Raw genomic sequence first — 17,110 nt, forward strand, 5'->3', positions numbered from 1 at the left:
TGTCACAGAAGGTGCTGAGCAGTCCGCAAGCCATCACATGCCCCCGAACTGTATGTACCCGACAAGGTCGGGGACGGGGGTGGCGGGGGTGCTGAGCTGGCCGTCGTCACGGGGAACCACCTTCCAGTCACCGTCGGCCCACCGCATCGTGACGTCGCTCGCCTTGAGGGAGTGAGCATCCGACGAGCCGTTGACCAGCGTGACCACCGCGGTGTCCGGCGTGTAGGACACCACCCGGAAGCCCGCCACCTGGGCTAGTTCCCCGGGCTGGATGTCCACCGTGTGCAACTGTGCCTCCAGCGCGTCACGCCCCGCGCCCGGCAGCACCAGCTTCTCCACCGGCGCCTTGTCCGGCGCGCCTACGGCCACCCGGTAGGTGGTGTTGACGGCGGCCAGCACCGCCCCGCGCGGCGTGTGCGCGTAACAGGTGGCGATCACCCCGTTGACCAGCATCGGCCCCGCGCTCTTGGAACGGGGCACCGCCGCGGACTTGACCAGGCTCCACGTGACGTCGTCCGGCGCCGTCGTCGGCACCTTCTGGTTCGTGTCCGTGGGCTTGCACCCATCGGCGGGGGGAGAACTCTGCGCGGTGCCGCCGCCGTTGTTCTGTCCCGCAGTGCTCGATGGCGCACCGGCGCCTGACGCGTGCGAAGCCGCGCTGTCCGGCTTGCCGTCGCCACCATCACCGGTGACCACGACGAAGACGCCGAGCAGAACGACCACGAAGACGATGACGGCGCTGACGATCAGGAGGCCGTTGCCCCGCGGCTCGTCGTCGCTGTCGGTCCGCCGTGCCATGCGGTTGTCCCCCTGTCGAAATCAGCTGATGAGTGAGTTGGCCAGCGTCGAAGCGGCGGAGATCAGGATGCTGCCGGCGCAGGCGCCGCCGAGCGCCTTCATCGCGCGCGAGGAACCATGGCCCGAGAAGTAGGCCCAGCACAGGATGGCTCCGGAGATGACGAAGGCGACACCGGCCGCCCAAGCGGCGAGCCAGGTGATCCAGGAGCCGATGGTGTTGATCTTTGGGCAGGCGCCGGGCGGACACGTGCCGATGGCCAGCACGAAGGCGTTGTTCAAAGGAGTCCCTTTCGAACAGAGCTAAGCGGCAGAGGGCGTACCAAGGTACAGAAGGCCCCAACCAGGCTTCACTGAAGGCGTGTTGTGGGGTCCGGGGGAGGCAGCTCCTCGCCCCCGGGCGGATAACCGTAGCCGGGCCGGGGCGCGGGAGCGTGTCCTTGCCGCGGTCGGCCGTAGCCCACCGGCGGCGGGCGAAAACCGCTCGCAGGCAGGTTACCGGTTTGCTGCGGATAGCCGTACCCCGGTGCCGGCTGCGGATGGTACTCCGTAACGGGTGCGAGCAGTGGGCCGGCAGAAGGCCCCGGGGGCAGGGCATAGGCGATCCGCGGCGGGGACAACTGCCGTAGCGTCGCCTCCAGTTCGTCCAGCGCCTTGACCCGCTTCTGCGGCTTGCCGCCCTCGCGCCACTCCTCGACCCAGGGCACTTCCCAACTCTGGGTGACCGCCCCGGTCAGCACCCTGATCCGGTCGCGGATGGGTCGCGGAGGCTTCGTGGGCGCGTCCGCCATGAGGACGAGCCCGACGATGTTGGTGCTGGTCGGCGCGAGCCCGCTGTGCCATTCCTGCAACGCCGCCTGCGCAGCCGTCAGGCCCCGGTGGTCCGCGCGTGCGACGAGGACGACATGCACGTCCGACGACGCGCCGTGCACATCGGGCCAGCGCCGCTGTGCGTCCGCGCCACCGCCGATCGTGCGCAGCAGTGTCGAGACGCCCGCCCCTCCGTGGACACCCAGCGCCCACCACAGCACCCCCGGCACCGCGGACGTCGCGAGCGTGCCGAGCAGTTGCCCCGGAACCTGGACCGACCCGGGCTGCCTCAGGACGACCTCCTGCGGCGCTGCCGCGACCGGTCGGGGACCCGCTTCCGGAGCGGGGCGCCCACCGGGTTGTTGTGGCACGTCGTCGGGTTGTGGCGTCACCCACAAGCCGACTCGTTCGTCCCCCATCCCCGTTTTCCCTCCTGACGACCAGAAATGATCATGATCGCCGGTGTCCACCGTACCTGATCCCACGTCACCACGCCCAGAAATTCGAACGAATTGGAACACAGGCTGATACGGTGCCACCCTCACGTCGTAGATCATTCAGGGGAGAGAGGGTGGGTGACACAACTGGGCGCCGCAGGGGCGAAGTTGGGGGCATACCCGGAGGTCATGACGGCTGGAGAGGTGGCCGAGGTGCTCCGCGTGGAGGTGGCCACGGTGGTCAAGTGGCTCAGCGCCGGGCACCTTCCGGGATTCCAGGTGGGCCCCAAGCGGACATGGCGGGTCTGGCGCGACGAGATCCACGCATACCTGGAAGCGAACCGCAATACCGGCCCCTGAGCCAGGATGGGTACCCACGCGAGGTCTGCCATGTTGGCGGTGGCGCGTGACTTTACGTCAACTCCGTGCCCTTGCAGGTACGTTGACGGCTTTTGCCACCCTGCTCCTCGCGGGATGTGACGTGGTGAGCCACGGAGGTATCGGCGGAGGCCTCAGCGGGGCCGTTCCCGACGCTTATCGCGCCTTCGTCTCACGGGCCGGGAACATCTGCCCGCAGATCCCGCCCGCGATCATCGCCGCGCAGATCGAAGCCGAGTCCAACTGGAACCCCAAGGCCCAGTCGAAGGACGCGAACGGCAATCCGATCGCGAGCGGCATATCACAGTTCATTCCCGGCACTTGGGCCACATACGGCACCGACGGCGACGGCGACGGTGTGGCCGACGTCTGGAATCCCGCCGACGCGATACTCACCCAGGGCATCTACGACTGCACCATCGCCAAGCAACTGCTCCCGGAGGTCGCCGGTGGCAATGTGAAGGGCGACATCGTCTCGGTGACCCTCGCGGCCTACAACGCCGGTGAGGGCGCGGTCCTGGAGTACCACGGCATTCCGCCGTACACGGAGACCCAGGGCTATGTCTCCAAGATCCTCGGCCTGGCGAAGAAGTACCAGGGCGCTGAGGTCGTGCCCGGCGGAGACGGTGGTCAGGGTGCGAAGATCGTGGACGTCGCCCGGCACCAGATCGGCACCCCCTACGTCTGGGGTGGCGGCGGGATATCCGGTCCGACCGGCGGTGGTTTCGACTGCTCGGGCCTCACCCAGTACTCCGTCTACGTGGCCACCGGCAAGGTCATCCCCCGCACCTCGCAGACCCAGCGGCACGCCGGCCGGAGTGTTCCCCGTGACGCCATGCAGCCGGGTGACGTCATCGTCTTCAACAACGACGGCGGCTGGGGGCATGTCGGCATCTACGCGGGCAACGGACAGATGATCGACGCTCCGCGGCCGGGTAAGACGGTGGAGGTAACCTCCCTCAGTCCTTACTGGACCCAGTTCGACTGGGATGTCAGGAGATTCACGTGAGCATGACCCGCGACGGGAGGGCATGGGCCGGTGCCGCGGCCCTCGGTGCCGCCCTCGTGCTGACCGGTTGCGGAAGCGGCCACCACGGCAAGCCCATGGAGAAGCACACGTCGCCGGCACCGACGGCACGGCCGAACGCGACCTACTCCGAACCGCCGCCCCTGCCGCGGGGGGTCAAGGGGACGCCGGAGGCCGGGCTGACCACCCATGTCGACGAGAACGACGCGACCTCCGTGGCCAAGGCGATCGCCGTGACCACCTGGACCTTCGATACGAGGATCGACACGACCCAGGTCGACGCCCAGCGCCGTACCGCCCGCTGGCTGACCCCCGGCTACGCCCGGTCCATCGAGAACGCTCAGCCCGTCGCCGCACCCGACGCGAGCTGGACCGCCATGGCCGAACACCACGGTTACACCACCGCGACGGCCCGCCAGGCCCACGACACGGCTCCGCAGGACACCCCCACGGAGGCATACCGCCAGTTCGAGGTGACCGTGACACCGCACGGCCGGGACGGGTGGAAAGGCCCGGCAGAGACCTGGGTCGAATGGATCCACCTGGTGCGTACCAGGACCGGCGAGCCCTGGAAGGCCGACAACATGCGGGTGGCCCAGTGACGACGAGCCCCGAGCCCCACGCGGTACCCGACTGGCCCAATCCCGTGGTCCGCCTGACCGGCGGGGACACCGTCGAGGTCGATGGCTTCACGATGGCTCTGCCGCGCGAACTGGACGATGCCGAAGCACGGCGGTGGGCCGTCCAGGCCGTGGCCCGGAAGTACGCGCGCCTCGGCCGAGCCATCCGGGTCACCGCGATCGAGGCGGACGGCACCACGATCGCGCTGATCGTGCACAGGGACGGCACCGTGGAACCGGCCCCCGTCGAAGTCGCCGAGAAAGGCCGCTTCCGACGGGCTCGGCCCCGGCCGAGATCCGCCACGGCCGAGCCGCGCGGCGCCAAGCCGGACACCGCGGCGCAGGGCAAGTCGCAGGCCAAGGGTCTGATCGCGGTTGGCGTCTTCCTGGGCGTGATCGCGCTCGCAGCCGTCGTGGTGCTCGGCGTGGGCGGGCACGGGGATCCCGGTCAGGCCCCGAATGCCCTCTCCAGCAGCCCCTCGGCGGCGGCCGCGTCCACTCCTCCGCCCGCGAACCTGCCGGTACCGGCGCCGGACGGCTGGACGCCCCGCGCCGCCTGGGCCGTGGCGATCAGCTCCCAGATGACGCCGGCCGTCGCGGACGACGGAACCATCGCCGTCGTCGACGACCGGGGCAAGCTGGCGGTGCTCGACCCGTCGACCGGGAGCACCACATGGACGGCGGACATCCCGGACGGCGCCGACGGAGCGCTGGCCCTCACCCGGATCGACGGCAAGCGTGTGGTCGCCCTGACTGCCGGACAGACCTTGCACTACTGGCAGTTGACCGGCAGCGCCCACCAGCACACCGCGGTCACCATCCCGGATTTTGGCACGGTCTCCTTTCTCGGCGGCTCACCGCTCATCTCCCTTCCGGACGCCACCGCGGCCGTCGTCGCCGACGGCAAGGTCCGCACCCTCGACCTGCCGGTAGGAGCCACCGCGCTGGCCGCCGAGGGGGAGTCGGTGCTCGCGGCCGACGCGTCCGGCCACTGGGAGCGGCTGCGCCCCGGCCACGGCGCCGACCGCGGCGAGAAGATGTCGCCCCCCGCCAAGAACGCCGAACTCGCCCATGTCATCGGCATCGATGCCACGCGCATCGCCGGGGTCTGGACGAATGGCGGCGACACCTTTGTGACCGTCTACGCCGTCGCCGGCGGCAAGCGCCTCGCCACCGGCCGCGTCAGCGGCGACCTGAGCGACATGACCGTACGGTCCACCGGTGATCTGGTCGCCGTGGGGCCCGTCGTCCTCGACACCAGGACCGGCAAGGCCAATACGGTCACGGGAGCCGTTCCGCACGGCGCGGCAGGCGGGAAGATCTACGCGCAGGACCAGTCGCAGCAGTGGCACGCCATCGACGCCGTCGACGACACCCCGCTGAGCGGTGACAACGTGGCGATCCCGCTCGGTGTCGCCGACCGCCGCGCGCTGGTCGTCGCGGACAAACTCGGCGAGAAACTGCTGTACGCCCTCTCGCCGGGCGCCAGTAACGGGTCGGGCTCCGGCGGCAGTGGCGAGGTCGTCGCCCCGGCGCCCTTCGGGCAGGACCAGTAAGGCTCGCTGGGAGTTTCCTTCACACGGGTGTCCCAAGGAGAGCAAAGTCCGGCGTTTATGATCATTTTGTCGGCTTCGCTTTCACCTCCCCGCAGGAAGTTCCCTCTTGATCGCAGTAGCAGCAGCCCTCATGCAGATCGCGCTGATCGTCGCCCAGCGCCGGCGCACGCCCTCCGACGTCACGGCGAGTGCGCCCTGGTCCCATGTGGCCGCCGCGCTGGGGGCGGGGGTGGTGGGGTGGCTGGTCATCGGCCGGCCCGAGGTCCTGTGGGCCGATCTGACGCTGGCGCTCGCTTTCGGCCTGGTCCTCGGTTCCGAAGCCGCGCAGGCCGCGCGGCGGCTCTCCGGGAAGGCGTGGGCGGGCTGGGCGACCGCGTGCGGCAGCGGAGCAGCCTCGGCCAACTGGCTGCTGGCCACCCCCCTGCCCTTCATGTGACGCCCCCTGGGGCGGGGCGAACTCGCGCCGCACCGCCTTGCCGGGGGTCCACTCCCCGAGGCCCCACTTGCCGGTCGGCACCGACGGCCGGTTCCACCCCCTAGAACACCTGTCCACGGTGTGGACGGGCCGTGGCCACACAGCGGACCCCGGTGCTACAAATGCGGCATGTCGGACACCGTCGCTCGCTTCAGACGCCTGTTGTGGCGTTCTGTGGCCGGCCGGAGGCAGTGGAGCGTCGCCAAGCAGGTCTTCCTGCTCCAGGCGGCCCTCGTCGTGCTGCTGGTGCTCAGCGGCGTGATCGCCCTCTACCTCCAGTCCGAGCGGGACACGCAGTCCGAGGCCAGGCGTCGTTCCATCGCCGTGGCGGAGACCTTCGCCCACTCCCCCGGCGTCCTCCAGGCACTGGCGGCGCCCCAGCCCTCCAAGGTGCTCCAGCCGCTCACCGAGGCGGGGCGCAAGGCGGCGGGGGTCGACTTCATCGTCGTCATGGACACCCATGGCATCCGTTACACGCACCCGATGCCGAGCAAGATCGGCAAGCGGTTCGTGGGCACCATAGGGCCCTCGCTCGCCGGGCGGACGTACACGGAGAGCGTGCACGGCCCGCTGGGGCGCGAGATGCAGGCCACCGTGCCGATCGAGGACACGCACGGCAAGGTGACCGCGCTCGTCTCCGCCGGGCTCAAGGTCAAGAACGTGACCAGTGAGGTGGACCGGCAGATCCCGATCATCCTGACCGCCGGGGCGGGCGCGCTGGCCGTGTCCACCGGCGGCACCGCGCTGGTCGGACGCCGGCTGCGGCGGCAGACGCACAGCCTCGCGCCCGACGAGATGACCCGGATGTACGAGCACCACGACACGGTGCTGCACTCGGTGCGCGAGGGCGTCCTCATCATCGGCGCGGACGGCCGGCTGCTGCTCGCCAACGACGAGGGCCGGCGACTGCTGCGGCTGCCGGCCGACGCCGAGGGCCGCCACCTGTTCGAGCTGCCCGGTCTCGACCCGGAGACGGTGGAGCTGCTGGCCTCCGGGCGGGAGGCCACCGACGAGGTGCTGTTCGCCGGGGAGCGGCTGCTCGCGGTCAACCAGCGGCCCACGGACCACGGCGGGGCCCCTGGCGGCACCGTGGTGACCCTGCGGGACACCACCGAACTCCAGGCACTGTCCGGGCGCGCCGAGGTCGCCAGGGAGCGGCTGAAGCTCCTCTACGACGCCGGGCTCTGCGTCGGCACCAGCCTGGACGTGCGGCGCACGGCGGAGGAGCTGGCGCGGATCGCCGTACCGCGCTTCGCCGACTACGTGACCGTGGACCTGGACGACGGCATCCTGCACGGCGAGGAGCCCGCCCCCACCGCGGCCACCCTGCGCCGTATCGCCGTGCACGGCATCCGGGGCGACCACCCGCTGTACGAGCGGGACCGGCTGATCGACTTCAAGCCGTTCACGCCGCAGGCCCGCGGCTACGGCTCCGGCCACGCCGAGCTGGTGCCCGATCTGGTCGCCGCGATGGACTGGCGGGCCCAGGACCCGCAGCGCACCGAGAACATCCTGGAGTACGGCATCCAGTCCCTGATCTCGGCCCCGATCCGGGCCCGCGGGGTGGTGCTGGGCATCGCCAACTTCTACCGGGCCAAGCGGGAGCCCTTCGACGAGGAGGACCTGTCACTCGCGGAGGAGCTGGTGGCGCGCGCCGCGGTCAGCGTCGACAACGCCCGCCGCTACGCCCGTGAGCACACCCTGGCGGTCACCCTCCAGCGCAGCCTGCTGCCGCGCGCGCTGCCCGAGCAGAGCGCCCTCGACGTCGCGTACCGCTATCTGCCCGCCCAGTCCGGGGTGAGCGGGGACTGGTTCGACGTGATCCCGCTGCCGGGCAGCCGGGTGGCGCTGGTCGTCGGCGACGTCGTCGGGCACGGACTGCACGCCGCGGCCACGATGGGCCGGCTGCGGACCGCCGTACACAACTTCTCGACCCTGGACCTGCCGCCGGACGAGCTGCTGAGCCATCTGGACGACCTGGTCGGGCGCATCGACCAGGACGAGGGGGGCGCGGAGGACGCCGGCGAGATCGTCGGCGCGACATGTCTGTACGCGATCTACGATCCCGTGACGCGGCGGTGCGCCATGGCTCGTGCCGGGCATCTGGCCCCCGCGCTGGTGTATCCGGACGGCAGCGTCGACTATCCGGAGCTGCCCGCCGGGCCGCCGCTCGGCCTCGGGGGCATGCCGTTCCAGACGGCGGAGCTGGAGCTGGCCGAGGGGACGCAGCTGGTGCTGTACACCGACGGGCTGATCGAGGACCGTACGCGCGATCTGGACGAGGGCATGGAGCTGCTGCGGCGGGCGCTGGCCGGGCATCCGGACCGGTCCCCGGACGCGAGCTGCGGGGCGGTGCTGGAGGAGTTGCTGCCCCAGGGGCCGACGGACGATGTCGCGCTGCTGGTGGCGCGCACGCGGGCGCTCACGTCCGAGCAGGTGGCGGACTGGGACGTGCCCGCGGATCCGGCAGCCGTCGGGGAGCTGCGGCGGGCCGTGACTAAGCGGCTGGGGGAATGGGGCCTTCAGGAGCAGGCGTTCGGCATGGAGCTGGTGCTCAGCGAGCTGGTGACGAACGCGATCCGGTACGGCTCCGAGCCGATCCGGCTGCGGCTGATCCGGGACCGGGCGCTGGTCTGCGAGGTGTCGGACGGGAGCAACACGTCGCCGCATCTGCGGTACGCGGCGACGACGGACGAGGGCGGGCGGGGGCTGTTCCTGGTCCAGCAGATGACGGAGCGGTGGGGGACGAGGTATTCGCCGCAGGGGAAGGTGATCTGGGCGGAGATGGCGCTGCGGGGGGCGCCGCCGGGGCTGCCGGAGTTGTCGCTGGACTCCTTTGATGAGTTGTGAGGTTGGTCGCCGCTGCGGGGGCGGGGGGGAGGTGGTGCGTCGCCGGGTGCGGGTGCGTCGTGGCTTGTCGCGCGGCTCCCCGCGCCGCCCCTTGGGAGCTGGGGCTGGACGTGTTCGAGGGCCGCACCCCCGCTGCCGGGGATGCGGCCCTCGACTACGGGGCCGTGCCGCTTACTTGCGGATCAGGCTGCGCAGCACGTACTGCATGATGCCGCCGTTGCGGTAGTAGTCGGCCTCGCCGGGGGTGTCGATGCGGACGACCGCGTCGAACTCGACGCCCGTGTCGGTGGTGACCTTGACCGTGCGCGGGGTGGTGCCGTTGTTCAGCTCGGTGACGCCGGTGAAGGAGAAGGTCTCCTCGCCGGTCAGGCCGAGGGACTGGGCCGAGGCACCCTCGGGGAACTGGAGCGGCAGGACGCCCATGCCGATGAGGTTCGAGCGGTGGATGCGCTCGTACGACTCGGCGATGACGGCCTTGACGCCGAGGAGCGCGGTGCCCTTGGCCGCCCAGTCACGGGACGAACCGGAGCCGTACTCCTTGCCGGCCAGGACGACCAGCGGGATGCCGGCGGCCTGGTAGTTCTGCGAGGCGTCGTAGATGAAGGAGACCGGGCCGCCGTCCTGCGTGAAGTCGCGGGTGTAGCCGCCCTCGGTGCCCGGCGCGATCTGGTTGCGCAGGCGGATGTTGGCGAACGTACCGCGGATCATGACCTCGTGGTTGCCGCGGCGCGAGCCGTAGCTGTTGAAGTCGCGGCGCTCCACACCGTGCTCGGTGAGGTACTTGCCGGCCGGGGTGTCGGCCTTGATCGCACCGGCCGGGGAGATGTGGTCGGTGGTGACCGAGTCGCCCAGCTTGGCCAGCACGCGGGCACCGGTGATGTCCTCGACCGGGGCCGGCTCCATGCCCATGCCCTCGAAGTAAGGGGGCTTGCGCACGTAGGTGGACTCGGCGTCCCACTCGAAGGTGTCACCGGTCGGGACCGGGAGCGACTGCCACTGGGCGTCGCCCGCGAACACGTCCTGGTAGGACTTGTTGAACATGTCCTCGCCGATGGCGCTGGCGACGACCTCGTTCACCTCGGCCTCGGAGGGCCAGATGTCCTTCAGGTAGACCGGGTTGCCGTCCTGGTCGGTGCCCAGGGCGTCACGGGTGACGTCCACCTTCATGGAGCCCGCGATGGAGTACGCGACGACCAGCGGCGGGGACGCCAGGTAGTTCATCTTGACGTCGGGGTTGATCCGGCCCTCGAAGTTGCGGTTGCCGGACAGGACCGAGACGACGGCGAGGTCGTGCTCGTTGACCGCCTTGGAGACCTCCTCCGGCAGCGGGCCGGAGTTGCCGATGCAGGTGGTGCAGCCGTAACCGACCAGGTTGAAGCCCAGCTTGTCCAGGTACGGGGTGAGGCCGGCCTTCTCGAAGTAGTCGGTGACGACCTTCGAGCCCGGAGCGAGGGTGGACTTGACCCACGGCTTGCGGGACAGGCCCTTCTCGACCGCCTTCTTGGCGACCAGGGCGGCGCCGATCATGACGTACGGGTTGGACGTGTTGGTGCAGGAGGTGATCGCGGCGACGGTGACCGCGCCGTGGTCGATCGTGTAGGTCGTGCCGTCGGGGGCGGTGACCTGGACCGGGTTGGACGGGCCGCCGTTCGGGTGGACGGCCGGGGAGTCGGAGGCCGGGAAGGACTCCTGGCCCGCCTCGTCCACGACGTCCACGTAGTTGAGGACGTCCTGCTTGAACTGCTCGGCGGCGTTGGCGAGGACGATGCGGTCCTGCGGGCGCTTCGGGCCGGCGATGGAGGGCACGACCGTGGAGAGGTCGAGCTCCAGCTTCTCGGAGAAGTCCGGCTCGGCCTTCGGGTCCAGCCACAGGCCCTGGGTCTTGGCGTACGCCTCGACCAGCGCGACCTGCTGCTCCGAACGGCCGGTCAGGCGCAGGTAGTTGAGGGTCTCGTCGTCGATCGGGAAGATCGCGGCGGTGGAGCCGAACTCCGGCGACATGTTGCCGATGGTGGCACGGTTGGCCAGGGAGGTGGCGGCCACGCCCTCGCCGTAGAACTCCACGAACTTGCCGACGACGCCGTGCTTGCGCAGCATCTCGGTGATCGTGAGCACGAGGTCGGTGGCGGTGGTGCCCGGCTGGAGCTCACCGGTGAGCTTGAAGCCGACGACGCGCGGGATCAGCATGGAGACCGGCTGGCCGAGCATGGCGGCCTCGGCCTCGATGCCGCCGACGCCCCAGCCGAGGACACCGAGGCCGTTGACCATGGTGGTGTGCGAGTCGGTGCCGACCAGGGTGTCCGGGTAGGCCTTGCCGTCGCGGACCATGACGACGCGGGCCAGGTGCTCGATGTTCACCTGGTGCACGATGCCGGTGCCCGGCGGGACGACCTTGAACTCGTCGAACGCGGTCTGGCCCCAGCGCAGGAACTGGTAGCGCTCCTTGTTGCGGCCGTACTCCAGCTCCACGTTCTGCTTGAACGCGTCGTTGGTGCCGAACTTGTCGGCGATGACGGAGTGGTCGATGACCAGCTCGGCCGGCGCCAGCGGGTTGATCTTCGCCGGGTCGCCGCCCAGCTCCTTGACGGCCTCGCGCATGGTGGCGAGGTCCACGACGCAGGGAACGCCGGTGAAGTCCTGCATGATCACGCGGGCCGGCGTGAACTGGATCTCCTGGCTGGGCTGGGCCTGCGAGTCCCAGCCGCCGAGGGCACGGATGTGGTCGGCGGTGATGTTCGCGCCGTCCTCCGTGCGGAGCAGGTTCTCCAGCAGGACCTTGAGGCTGTACGGCAGGCGGGCCGAGCCCTCCACCTTGTCCAGCCGGAAGATCTCGTACGACTCGTCGCCCACCTGCAGCTCGCTGCGGGCGTCGAAGCTGTTCGCCGACACGACAGTCTCCTTCATTGATGTGCGCGTACCACCGTCAATCCTGCCGCCACGCCGGTTCGACCGGTCCGGTAAGGTCAGGCTAAGTTAGGCTCGCCTTACCAAGTGAGCGGCTGCGGTGCGCCTCGGCAGATATCTCGATGTCGAGATAACTCTAGTACATGGGTGCCGGATGGTCATGCCGGGTCGGGTCGAGTTCCGCCCCGGCACGGGTCGCCGGGGGCCGTGGGGGCGGGTCCGGGGGTTTGCCGGTGGGCGGAAGTGTGGCTTCCGCCATGGTTCTGGGCGTGCGGGCCTGATGGGATGGGGTCATGCGCCACGCCATGTCGGTTCTTCCGGTCCTCGCCGTGTTCCTGTTGCTCACGGCGTGCGGTGCCGAGCGCGCGAGCGGGGGCAAGGCGGCTGGGTCCGCGGGCGGGGGCGGGGGTGGGGTCGCGGGTTTCGCTGCCGGGCCGGCTGTGGACGGTGTGCGGATCACCGCGGTGACGATTCCCTCCGTGCCGAGCCCCGCCTCCTCCGGCCACCTGGTGCACGCCGACCCGCTCGCCGGGGCCGACTCCGGGATATCGGCCGCCTACGAAGTCGCCAACAAGGGTGACCGGGCGCTGACGTACACGATCCTGTTCGACTTCACCACGGACAGCGGGGCGGTCATGGGCAACCGTTCCGAGACCGTGCGCTCGGTCGCCCCCGGCACGACGAGGCGCGGCACGGTACGGCTGGGGGTGCCGGCCCCCGGCTCGTCGCGGGTGACCCGGATCAAGGTGGCCCAGGTGACCAAGGTGCCCGCCGCCGAGGCGCCGCCCGCGCCCGGCGTGTGCCCGCCCTCCGGGCTCCGCCTCACCGCCGACGCCGGCGACGCCGCGATGGGGCTGCGCGTGGTCGGCCTGCGCCTGGAGAACTGCGGCAAGCGCGACTACGCGCTCGGCGGCTACCCGCGACTGGAGCTGCTCGACGACGATTTGGCACCCGTCCACGGCGTCCGGATCCTCCACGGCAGCGGCGGCATCAGCACCGGCGGCGGATTCGACGACCCGGCCCGCCCGCTGCTCCTGAAGCCCGGCGAGAGCGCCGTCTCGGGCCTCATGTGGCGCAACACCACCGGGTACGGCACCCCCATCAGCGTCCCGTACGTCAGGGTGCGGGCGAAGCAGGGCGCGGCTCCGGTGACGGTCACGCCCCAGCTCGACCTCGGCACGACCGGCAAGCTGGGCGTCCGGGCGTGGGCGCGCGAGGCGTCGTAGAGCCAGGCCACGTCCGTTCCGGCTTCCGGCTTCCGGCTTCCGGCTTCCGGCTTCCGGCATGGTGTCAGCAGCCGCAGACGGCCGCGACCGGGGTGGTGAGGGCGTCGGCGGCGCGGCGCGCGGGCCCCTGCGGGGTCTGGTAGGTGAAGCCTTCGCGCACCCAGTACTCGAATCCGCCGAGCATCTCCCTGACCTGGTACCCGAGTTCGGCGAGGGCGAGGGCGGCGCGGGTGGCGCCGTTGCAGCCGGGGCCCCAGCAGTAGGTGACGACGGGGGTGGACTTGTCGAGCAGGGCGGCGGCCCGTTCGGGGACGAGGGCGGTGGGGAGGTGGACGGCGCCGGGGATGTGGCCCTGGTCCCAGGACTCGGAGGAGCGGGCGTCGAGGAGGACGAAGTCGGGGCCGCCAGGGGTGCCGGGTTCGCGTGGGGTGGTGAGCGCGGCGGCCACGTCGGCGACGTCGGTGTGGAAGCGGAGGGAGGCGCGGAAGTGGGCGGCGGCTTCGGCGGGGGTGGCGGGGGCGGTCGTACGCATGGGGGGCCTTCCTGATGCGGGGGTGGGGCGCGAGGCGCGGGCGGCCCGGCTACTGCCGTCCGGGCTTCGGGCGTGAAATCTACGGACTGCAACCGGCGCCCTGAAGGCTCGATCCACGGCGATGCCACCCGATCGGCCGGGGAATCCGTGCTATTTCTCGACGATGACCGCGATATCCCTGGACGCCATCGACTGGCGCATTCTCGACGTTCTCCAGCGGGACGGCCGGACCAGCTTCACCGACCTCGCACGGGCCGTCTCCATGTCGGCCAGCGCGGTCACCGAGCGCGTGCGCAGGCTGGAGGAGGCGGGGGTCATCAGCGGCTACGCGGCGGTCGTCGACCCGGAGCGGGTCGGACTGGCGGTCATGGCGTTCGTACGGCTGCGGTATCCGAACGGCAATTACAAGCCATTCCACGACCTGGTCGAGGCGACGCCGGAGATCCTGGAGGCGCACCATGTGACGGGCGACGACTGCTTCGTCATCAAGGTAGCGGCACGCTCCATGCGCCATCTGGAGGAGATTTCGGGCCGGATCGGCGGTTTGGGGACCGTGACGACCAGCGTCGTCTACTCGTCCCCTCTCCCCCGGCGCGCCGTGCGCGAGGGACCGGCAAACGCCTGGCAGACGGCTCGCAAGCGCCCGGCAGGTGGCTCACAAGCGCCCCACAGGTGGCCCGTAAGCGAGTAAATCCGTAAGGGGTGGGCATCGGAATGAATCGCCCACCGACCGGACATCCCCCAGGAAACCGCAGGTCACTGACGCGCCATCACCCGAATGGACCCCCTGGCGAGCACCATCTCATACCTGAGATAACCTCAACCTCATGGCAGACGACTACCTCGTACGCATCGGCAAGCTCATCCGTGACGCCCGGCAACACCGGGGCTGGACGCAGACGCAGCTCGCGGAGGCGCTCGGCACCAGTCAGAGCGCGGTCAACCGCATCGAGCGCGGCAACCAGAACATCAGCCTTGAGATGATCGCCCGCATCGGTGAGGCGCTGGACAGCGAGATCGTGTCGCTGGGCTACGCGGGCCCGATGCACCTGCGGGTCGTCGGCGGCCGTCGGCTGTCCGGCGCCATCGACGTCAAGACGAGCAAGAACGCCTGCGTGGCCCTCCTGTGCGCGTCCCTGCTGAACAAGGGCCGTACCGTGCTGCGCCGGGTCGCGCGCATCGAGGAGGTGTACCGCCTGCTGGAGGTGCTCAACTCCATCGGCGTACGCACCCGCTGGATCAACGACGGGGTCGACCTGGAGCTGGTCCCGCCGGCCGAGCTGGAGATGACGGCGATCGACGCCGAGGCGGCCGTACGCACCCGGTCCATCATCATGTTCCTCGGCCCGCTGCTGCACCGCATGGACCAGTTCAAGCTGCCGTACGCAGGCGGCTGCGACCTCGGCACCCGGACCATCGAGCCGCACATGATCGCGCTGCGCCGGTTCGGGCTCCAGATCGCGGCGACCGAGAACCAGTACCACGCGCAGGTGGACCGCACGGTCAGCCCCGACCGCCCGATCGTGCTGACCGAGCGGGGCGACACGGTGACCGAGAACGCGCTGCTGGCGGCGGCGCGGCACGACGGCGTGACCGTCATCCGCAACGCGTCCTCCAACTACATGGTCCAGGACCTGTGCTTCTTCCTGGAGGCGCTGGGCGTGCAGGTGGAGGGCATCGGCACCACCACGCTGACCGTGCACGGCGTGCCCAACATCGACGTCGACGTGGACTACTCGCCCTCCGAGGACCCGGTCGAGGCGATGAGCCTGGTGGCCGCCGCGGTGGTCACCGAGTCCGAACTCACCGTGCGCCGGGTGCCGATCGAGTTCCTGGAGATCGAGCTGGCGGTCCTGGAGGAGATGGGCCTGGACCACGACCGTTCGCCGGAGTACTTCGCGGACAACGGCCGTACCCGGCTGGTCGACCTCACGGTCCGGCCCTCCAAGCTGGAGGCGCCGATCGACAAGATCCACCCCATGCCGTTCCCCGGTCTGAACATCGACAACGTGCCCTTCTTCGCCGCGATCGCGGCGGTCGCCTCGGGGCAGACCCTGATCCACGACTGGGTCTACGACAACCGCGCGATCTACCTCACCGACCTCAACCGCCTCGGTGGCCGGCTCCAGCTCCTCGACCCGCACCGCGTCCTCGTCGAGGGCCCCACCCGCTGGCGCGCCGCCGAGATGATGTGCCCCCCTGCCCTGCGCCCCGCGGTCGTCGTCCTGCTGGCGATGATGGCGGCGGAGGGGACGTCGGTGCTGCGCAACGTGTATGTCATCAACCGGGGTTACGAGGACCTCGCGGAACGGCTGAACTCGATCGGGGCGCAGATCGAGATCTTCCGGGACATCTGAGACCGGCGGACAGCCGGGTACCGGTCGGGGGTCGGCGGGTGATCGCGGGCCGGTCGGGGCCGGTTGTGGTGTGTTCCGGAAACGGCAACAAAAATTGCCCGTGCCGAGCCTCCGCCGCACTCTTGCGGCGGAGGTGATCGCCATGACCGGCGCATTCAACGACACGACCAACCGAACCTCGTACGACGTCATCGTGATAGGCGGCGGGGCGGGTGGGCTGAACGCCGCGCTCGTGCTCGCGCGGGCCCGTCGCTCCGTCGTCGTCGTCGACTCCGGGGAGCCCCGCAACGCTCCCTCGGCCCATATGCACAGCTTCCTCTCCCGTGACGGGGTCCCCCCGCTCAGCGTGCTGGAGACCGGCCGCGCCGAGATCGCGCGCTACGGCGCGGTCCTGCTGAAGGGCCAGGTGGACCAGGTGGAGGCCGGTGAGCCGGGCGGATATGTGGTCCGGCTGGCCGGCGGGGCGACGCTGGACGCCCGGCATGTCGTCCTGGCCTCGGGGCTGCGCGATGAACTGCCCGCCGTTCCGGGGCTGCGCGCGCTGTGGGGCAAGGACGTGATCTTCTGCCCTTACTGCCACGGCTACGAGGTGCGCGACCAGCCGCTGGTGGTGCTGGGCGTGCACCCGGCGTCCGCCGGGCAGGCGCTGCTGCTGCGCCAGTGGTCGCACGACGTCGTCTACGTCCCGCACAGCCAGCCGCTCACCGAGGAGGACCGGGAGCGGATGGACGCCCGCGGGGTGCGGGTCGCCGAGGGGCCGGTGTCCTGTGTGCTCACCGAGGGCGGGCGGCTGCGCGCGGTGGAGCTCGCCGACGGGCGGACCCTGGAGTGCGCCGCGGTGTTCGTCTTCCCGAAGATGACCCCCAATGACGCGGCCTTCGACGGTCTCGGCTGTGCGCGGGACGAGGCCGGCTGGCTGGTCACCGACCGGGCCGGGCGGACCAGCCGACCGGGCCTGTGGGCGGTCGGCAATGTGGTGGACAGCCGCGCCCAGGCCGTCACCGCGGCCGGCATGGGGGCCGCCGCCGCCTTCGCGCTCAACCACGACCTGGTGGACGAGGAGATCGAGCAGGCCGTCGCCGCGCATCGTGCCGCGACCACGGCCACGGCCACGGTCCGCTGATCGGCGAGCGCCCGGCGTCC

15 protein-coding genes are annotated in these 17,110 nt (G+C 70.6%); 10 read left to right on the top strand and 5 right to left on the bottom strand.

Going from position 1 to position 17,110, the window contains the following annotated elements; genetic code table 11:
* Positions 1-33 precede the first annotated feature (33 nt).
* From ACE4Q9_RS07620 to ACE4Q9_RS07630, 3 genes are all read right to left on the bottom strand, one after another.
* Complete coding sequence (locus tag ACE4Q9_RS07620) at positions 34-798, bottom strand: hypothetical protein (protein WP_397983465.1); 765 nt, start codon at positions 796-798, stop codon at positions 34-36.
* A gap of 21 nt (positions 799-819) precedes the next feature.
* Entirely contained in the window at positions 820-1,077 is a 258-nt protein-coding gene (locus tag ACE4Q9_RS07625; protein WP_397983466.1) for a hypothetical protein, read from the bottom strand.
* A gap of 68 nt (positions 1,078-1,145) precedes the next feature.
* Positions 1,146-2,162, bottom strand: a complete 1,017-nt coding sequence (locus ACE4Q9_RS07630; RefSeq protein WP_397983467.1) for a DUF6668 family protein — start codon at positions 2,160-2,162, stop codon at positions 1,146-1,148.
* Between the two features lie 69 nt (positions 2,163-2,231).
* Here ACE4Q9_RS07630 and ACE4Q9_RS07635 point away from each other — a divergent pair, with 69 nt between their 5' ends.
* The 6 genes from ACE4Q9_RS07635 (at position 2,232) to ACE4Q9_RS07660 (ending at position 8,948) form a co-directional block, all read left to right on the top strand.
* Positions 2,232-2,402, top strand: a complete 171-nt coding sequence (locus tag ACE4Q9_RS07635) for a helix-turn-helix domain-containing protein (protein WP_397983468.1) — start codon at positions 2,232-2,234, stop codon at positions 2,400-2,402.
* A 124-nt stretch (positions 2,403-2,526) separates the two neighbouring features.
* Positions 2,527-3,429: an NlpC/P60 family protein gene (locus ACE4Q9_RS07640; RefSeq protein ID WP_397983469.1), complete on the top strand. Its 903-nt coding sequence runs from the start codon at positions 2,527-2,529 to the stop codon at positions 3,427-3,429.
* Positions 3,426-4,049 carry a hypothetical protein gene (locus ACE4Q9_RS07645; protein ID WP_397983470.1) on the top strand — a complete coding sequence of 208 codons (624 nt, stop codon included), beginning with the start codon at positions 3,426-3,428 and terminating at the stop codon, positions 4,047-4,049. The genes ACE4Q9_RS07640 and ACE4Q9_RS07645 overlap by 4 nt, the downstream gene beginning before the upstream one ends.
* Complete coding sequence (locus ACE4Q9_RS07650; protein ID WP_397983471.1) at positions 4,046-5,623, top strand: PQQ-binding-like beta-propeller repeat protein; 1,578 nt, start codon at positions 4,046-4,048, stop codon at positions 5,621-5,623. Before ACE4Q9_RS07645 ends, ACE4Q9_RS07650 begins: the two co-directional genes overlap by 4 nt.
* 106 nt (positions 5,624-5,729) lie before the next feature.
* Complete coding sequence (locus ACE4Q9_RS07655) at positions 5,730-6,059, top strand: hypothetical protein (RefSeq protein ID WP_397983472.1); 330 nt, start codon at positions 5,730-5,732, stop codon at positions 6,057-6,059.
* 168 nt (positions 6,060-6,227) lie between these two features.
* Positions 6,228-8,948: a SpoIIE family protein phosphatase gene (locus ACE4Q9_RS07660; protein WP_397983473.1), complete on the top strand. Its 2,721-nt coding sequence runs from the start codon at positions 6,228-6,230 to the stop codon at positions 8,946-8,948.
* A gap of 171 nt (positions 8,949-9,119) precedes the next feature.
* Here ACE4Q9_RS07660 and acnA read toward each other — a convergent pair whose 3' ends face one another.
* On the bottom strand, positions 9,120-11,837 hold the full coding sequence (gene acnA, locus ACE4Q9_RS07665) for an aconitate hydratase AcnA (RefSeq protein WP_397983474.1): 2,718 nt from the start codon (positions 11,835-11,837) through the stop codon (positions 9,120-9,122).
* Between the two features lie 479 nt (positions 11,838-12,316).
* Here acnA and ACE4Q9_RS07670 point away from each other — a divergent pair, with 479 nt between their 5' ends.
* The gene (locus ACE4Q9_RS07670; protein ID WP_397983475.1) at positions 12,317-13,078 is read left to right on the top strand and encodes a DUF4232 domain-containing protein; all 762 of its coding nucleotides are present in this window, start codon (positions 12,317-12,319) and stop codon (positions 13,076-13,078) included.
* Positions 13,079-13,142: 64 nt separating this feature from the next.
* Here ACE4Q9_RS07670 and ACE4Q9_RS07675 read toward each other — a convergent pair whose 3' ends face one another.
* Positions 13,143-13,610 carry a rhodanese-like domain-containing protein gene (locus ACE4Q9_RS07675; RefSeq protein WP_397983476.1) on the bottom strand — a complete coding sequence of 156 codons (468 nt, stop codon included), beginning with the start codon at positions 13,608-13,610 and terminating at the stop codon, positions 13,143-13,145.
* A 163-nt stretch (positions 13,611-13,773) separates the two neighbouring features.
* Between ACE4Q9_RS07675 and ACE4Q9_RS07680 the strand changes: the two genes are divergently transcribed.
* The 3 genes from ACE4Q9_RS07680 (at position 13,774) to ACE4Q9_RS07690 (ending at position 17,090) form a co-directional block, all read left to right on the top strand.
* On the top strand, positions 13,774-14,301 hold the full coding sequence (locus ACE4Q9_RS07680) for an Lrp/AsnC family transcriptional regulator (protein WP_397983477.1): 528 nt from the start codon (positions 13,774-13,776) through the stop codon (positions 14,299-14,301).
* A gap of 136 nt (positions 14,302-14,437) precedes the next feature.
* Positions 14,438-15,967, top strand: coding sequence for a helix-turn-helix domain-containing protein (locus ACE4Q9_RS07685; RefSeq protein WP_397983478.1), 1,530 nt, complete (start codon positions 14,438-14,440; stop codon positions 15,965-15,967).
* Between the two features lie 142 nt (positions 15,968-16,109).
* Positions 16,110-17,090, top strand: a complete 981-nt coding sequence (locus ACE4Q9_RS07690; RefSeq protein WP_397983479.1) for an NAD(P)/FAD-dependent oxidoreductase — start codon at positions 16,110-16,112, stop codon at positions 17,088-17,090.
* The last annotated feature ends 20 nt before the right edge of the window (positions 17,091-17,110 follow it).

It is taken from the genome of Streptomyces sp. AM6-12 (assembly GCF_044327085.1).
In the GTDB taxonomy this organism is placed as follows: Bacteria; Actinomycetota; Actinomycetes; order Streptomycetales; family Streptomycetaceae; genus Streptomyces.

Bases quoted from the DNA above. Each gene is read 5' to 3' on its own strand.
- ACE4Q9_RS07620 (WP_397983465.1), bottom strand. From the start codon at position 798: ATGGCACGGCGGACCGACAGCGACGACGAGCCGCGGGGCAACGGCCTC.
- ACE4Q9_RS07630 (WP_397983467.1), bottom strand. From the start codon at position 2,162: ATGATCTACGACGTGAGGGTGGCACCGTATCAGCCTGTGTTCCAATTC.
- ACE4Q9_RS07635 (WP_397983468.1), top strand. From the start codon at position 2,232: ATGACGGCTGGAGAGGTGGCCGAGGTGCTCCGCGTGGAGGTGGCCACG.
- ACE4Q9_RS07660 (WP_397983473.1), top strand. From the start codon at position 6,228: ATGTCGGACACCGTCGCTCGCTTCAGACGCCTGTTGTGGCGTTCTGTG.
- ACE4Q9_RS07675 (WP_397983476.1), bottom strand. From the start codon at position 13,610: ATGCGTACGACCGCCCCCGCCACCCCCGCCGAAGCCGCCGCCCACTTC.
- ACE4Q9_RS07680 (WP_397983477.1), top strand. From the start codon at position 13,774: ATGACCGCGATATCCCTGGACGCCATCGACTGGCGCATTCTCGACGTT.
- ACE4Q9_RS07685 (WP_397983478.1), top strand. From the start codon at position 14,438: ATGGCAGACGACTACCTCGTACGCATCGGCAAGCTCATCCGTGACGCC.
- ACE4Q9_RS07690 (WP_397983479.1), top strand. From the start codon at position 16,110: ATGACCGGCGCATTCAACGACACGACCAACCGAACCTCGTACGACGTC.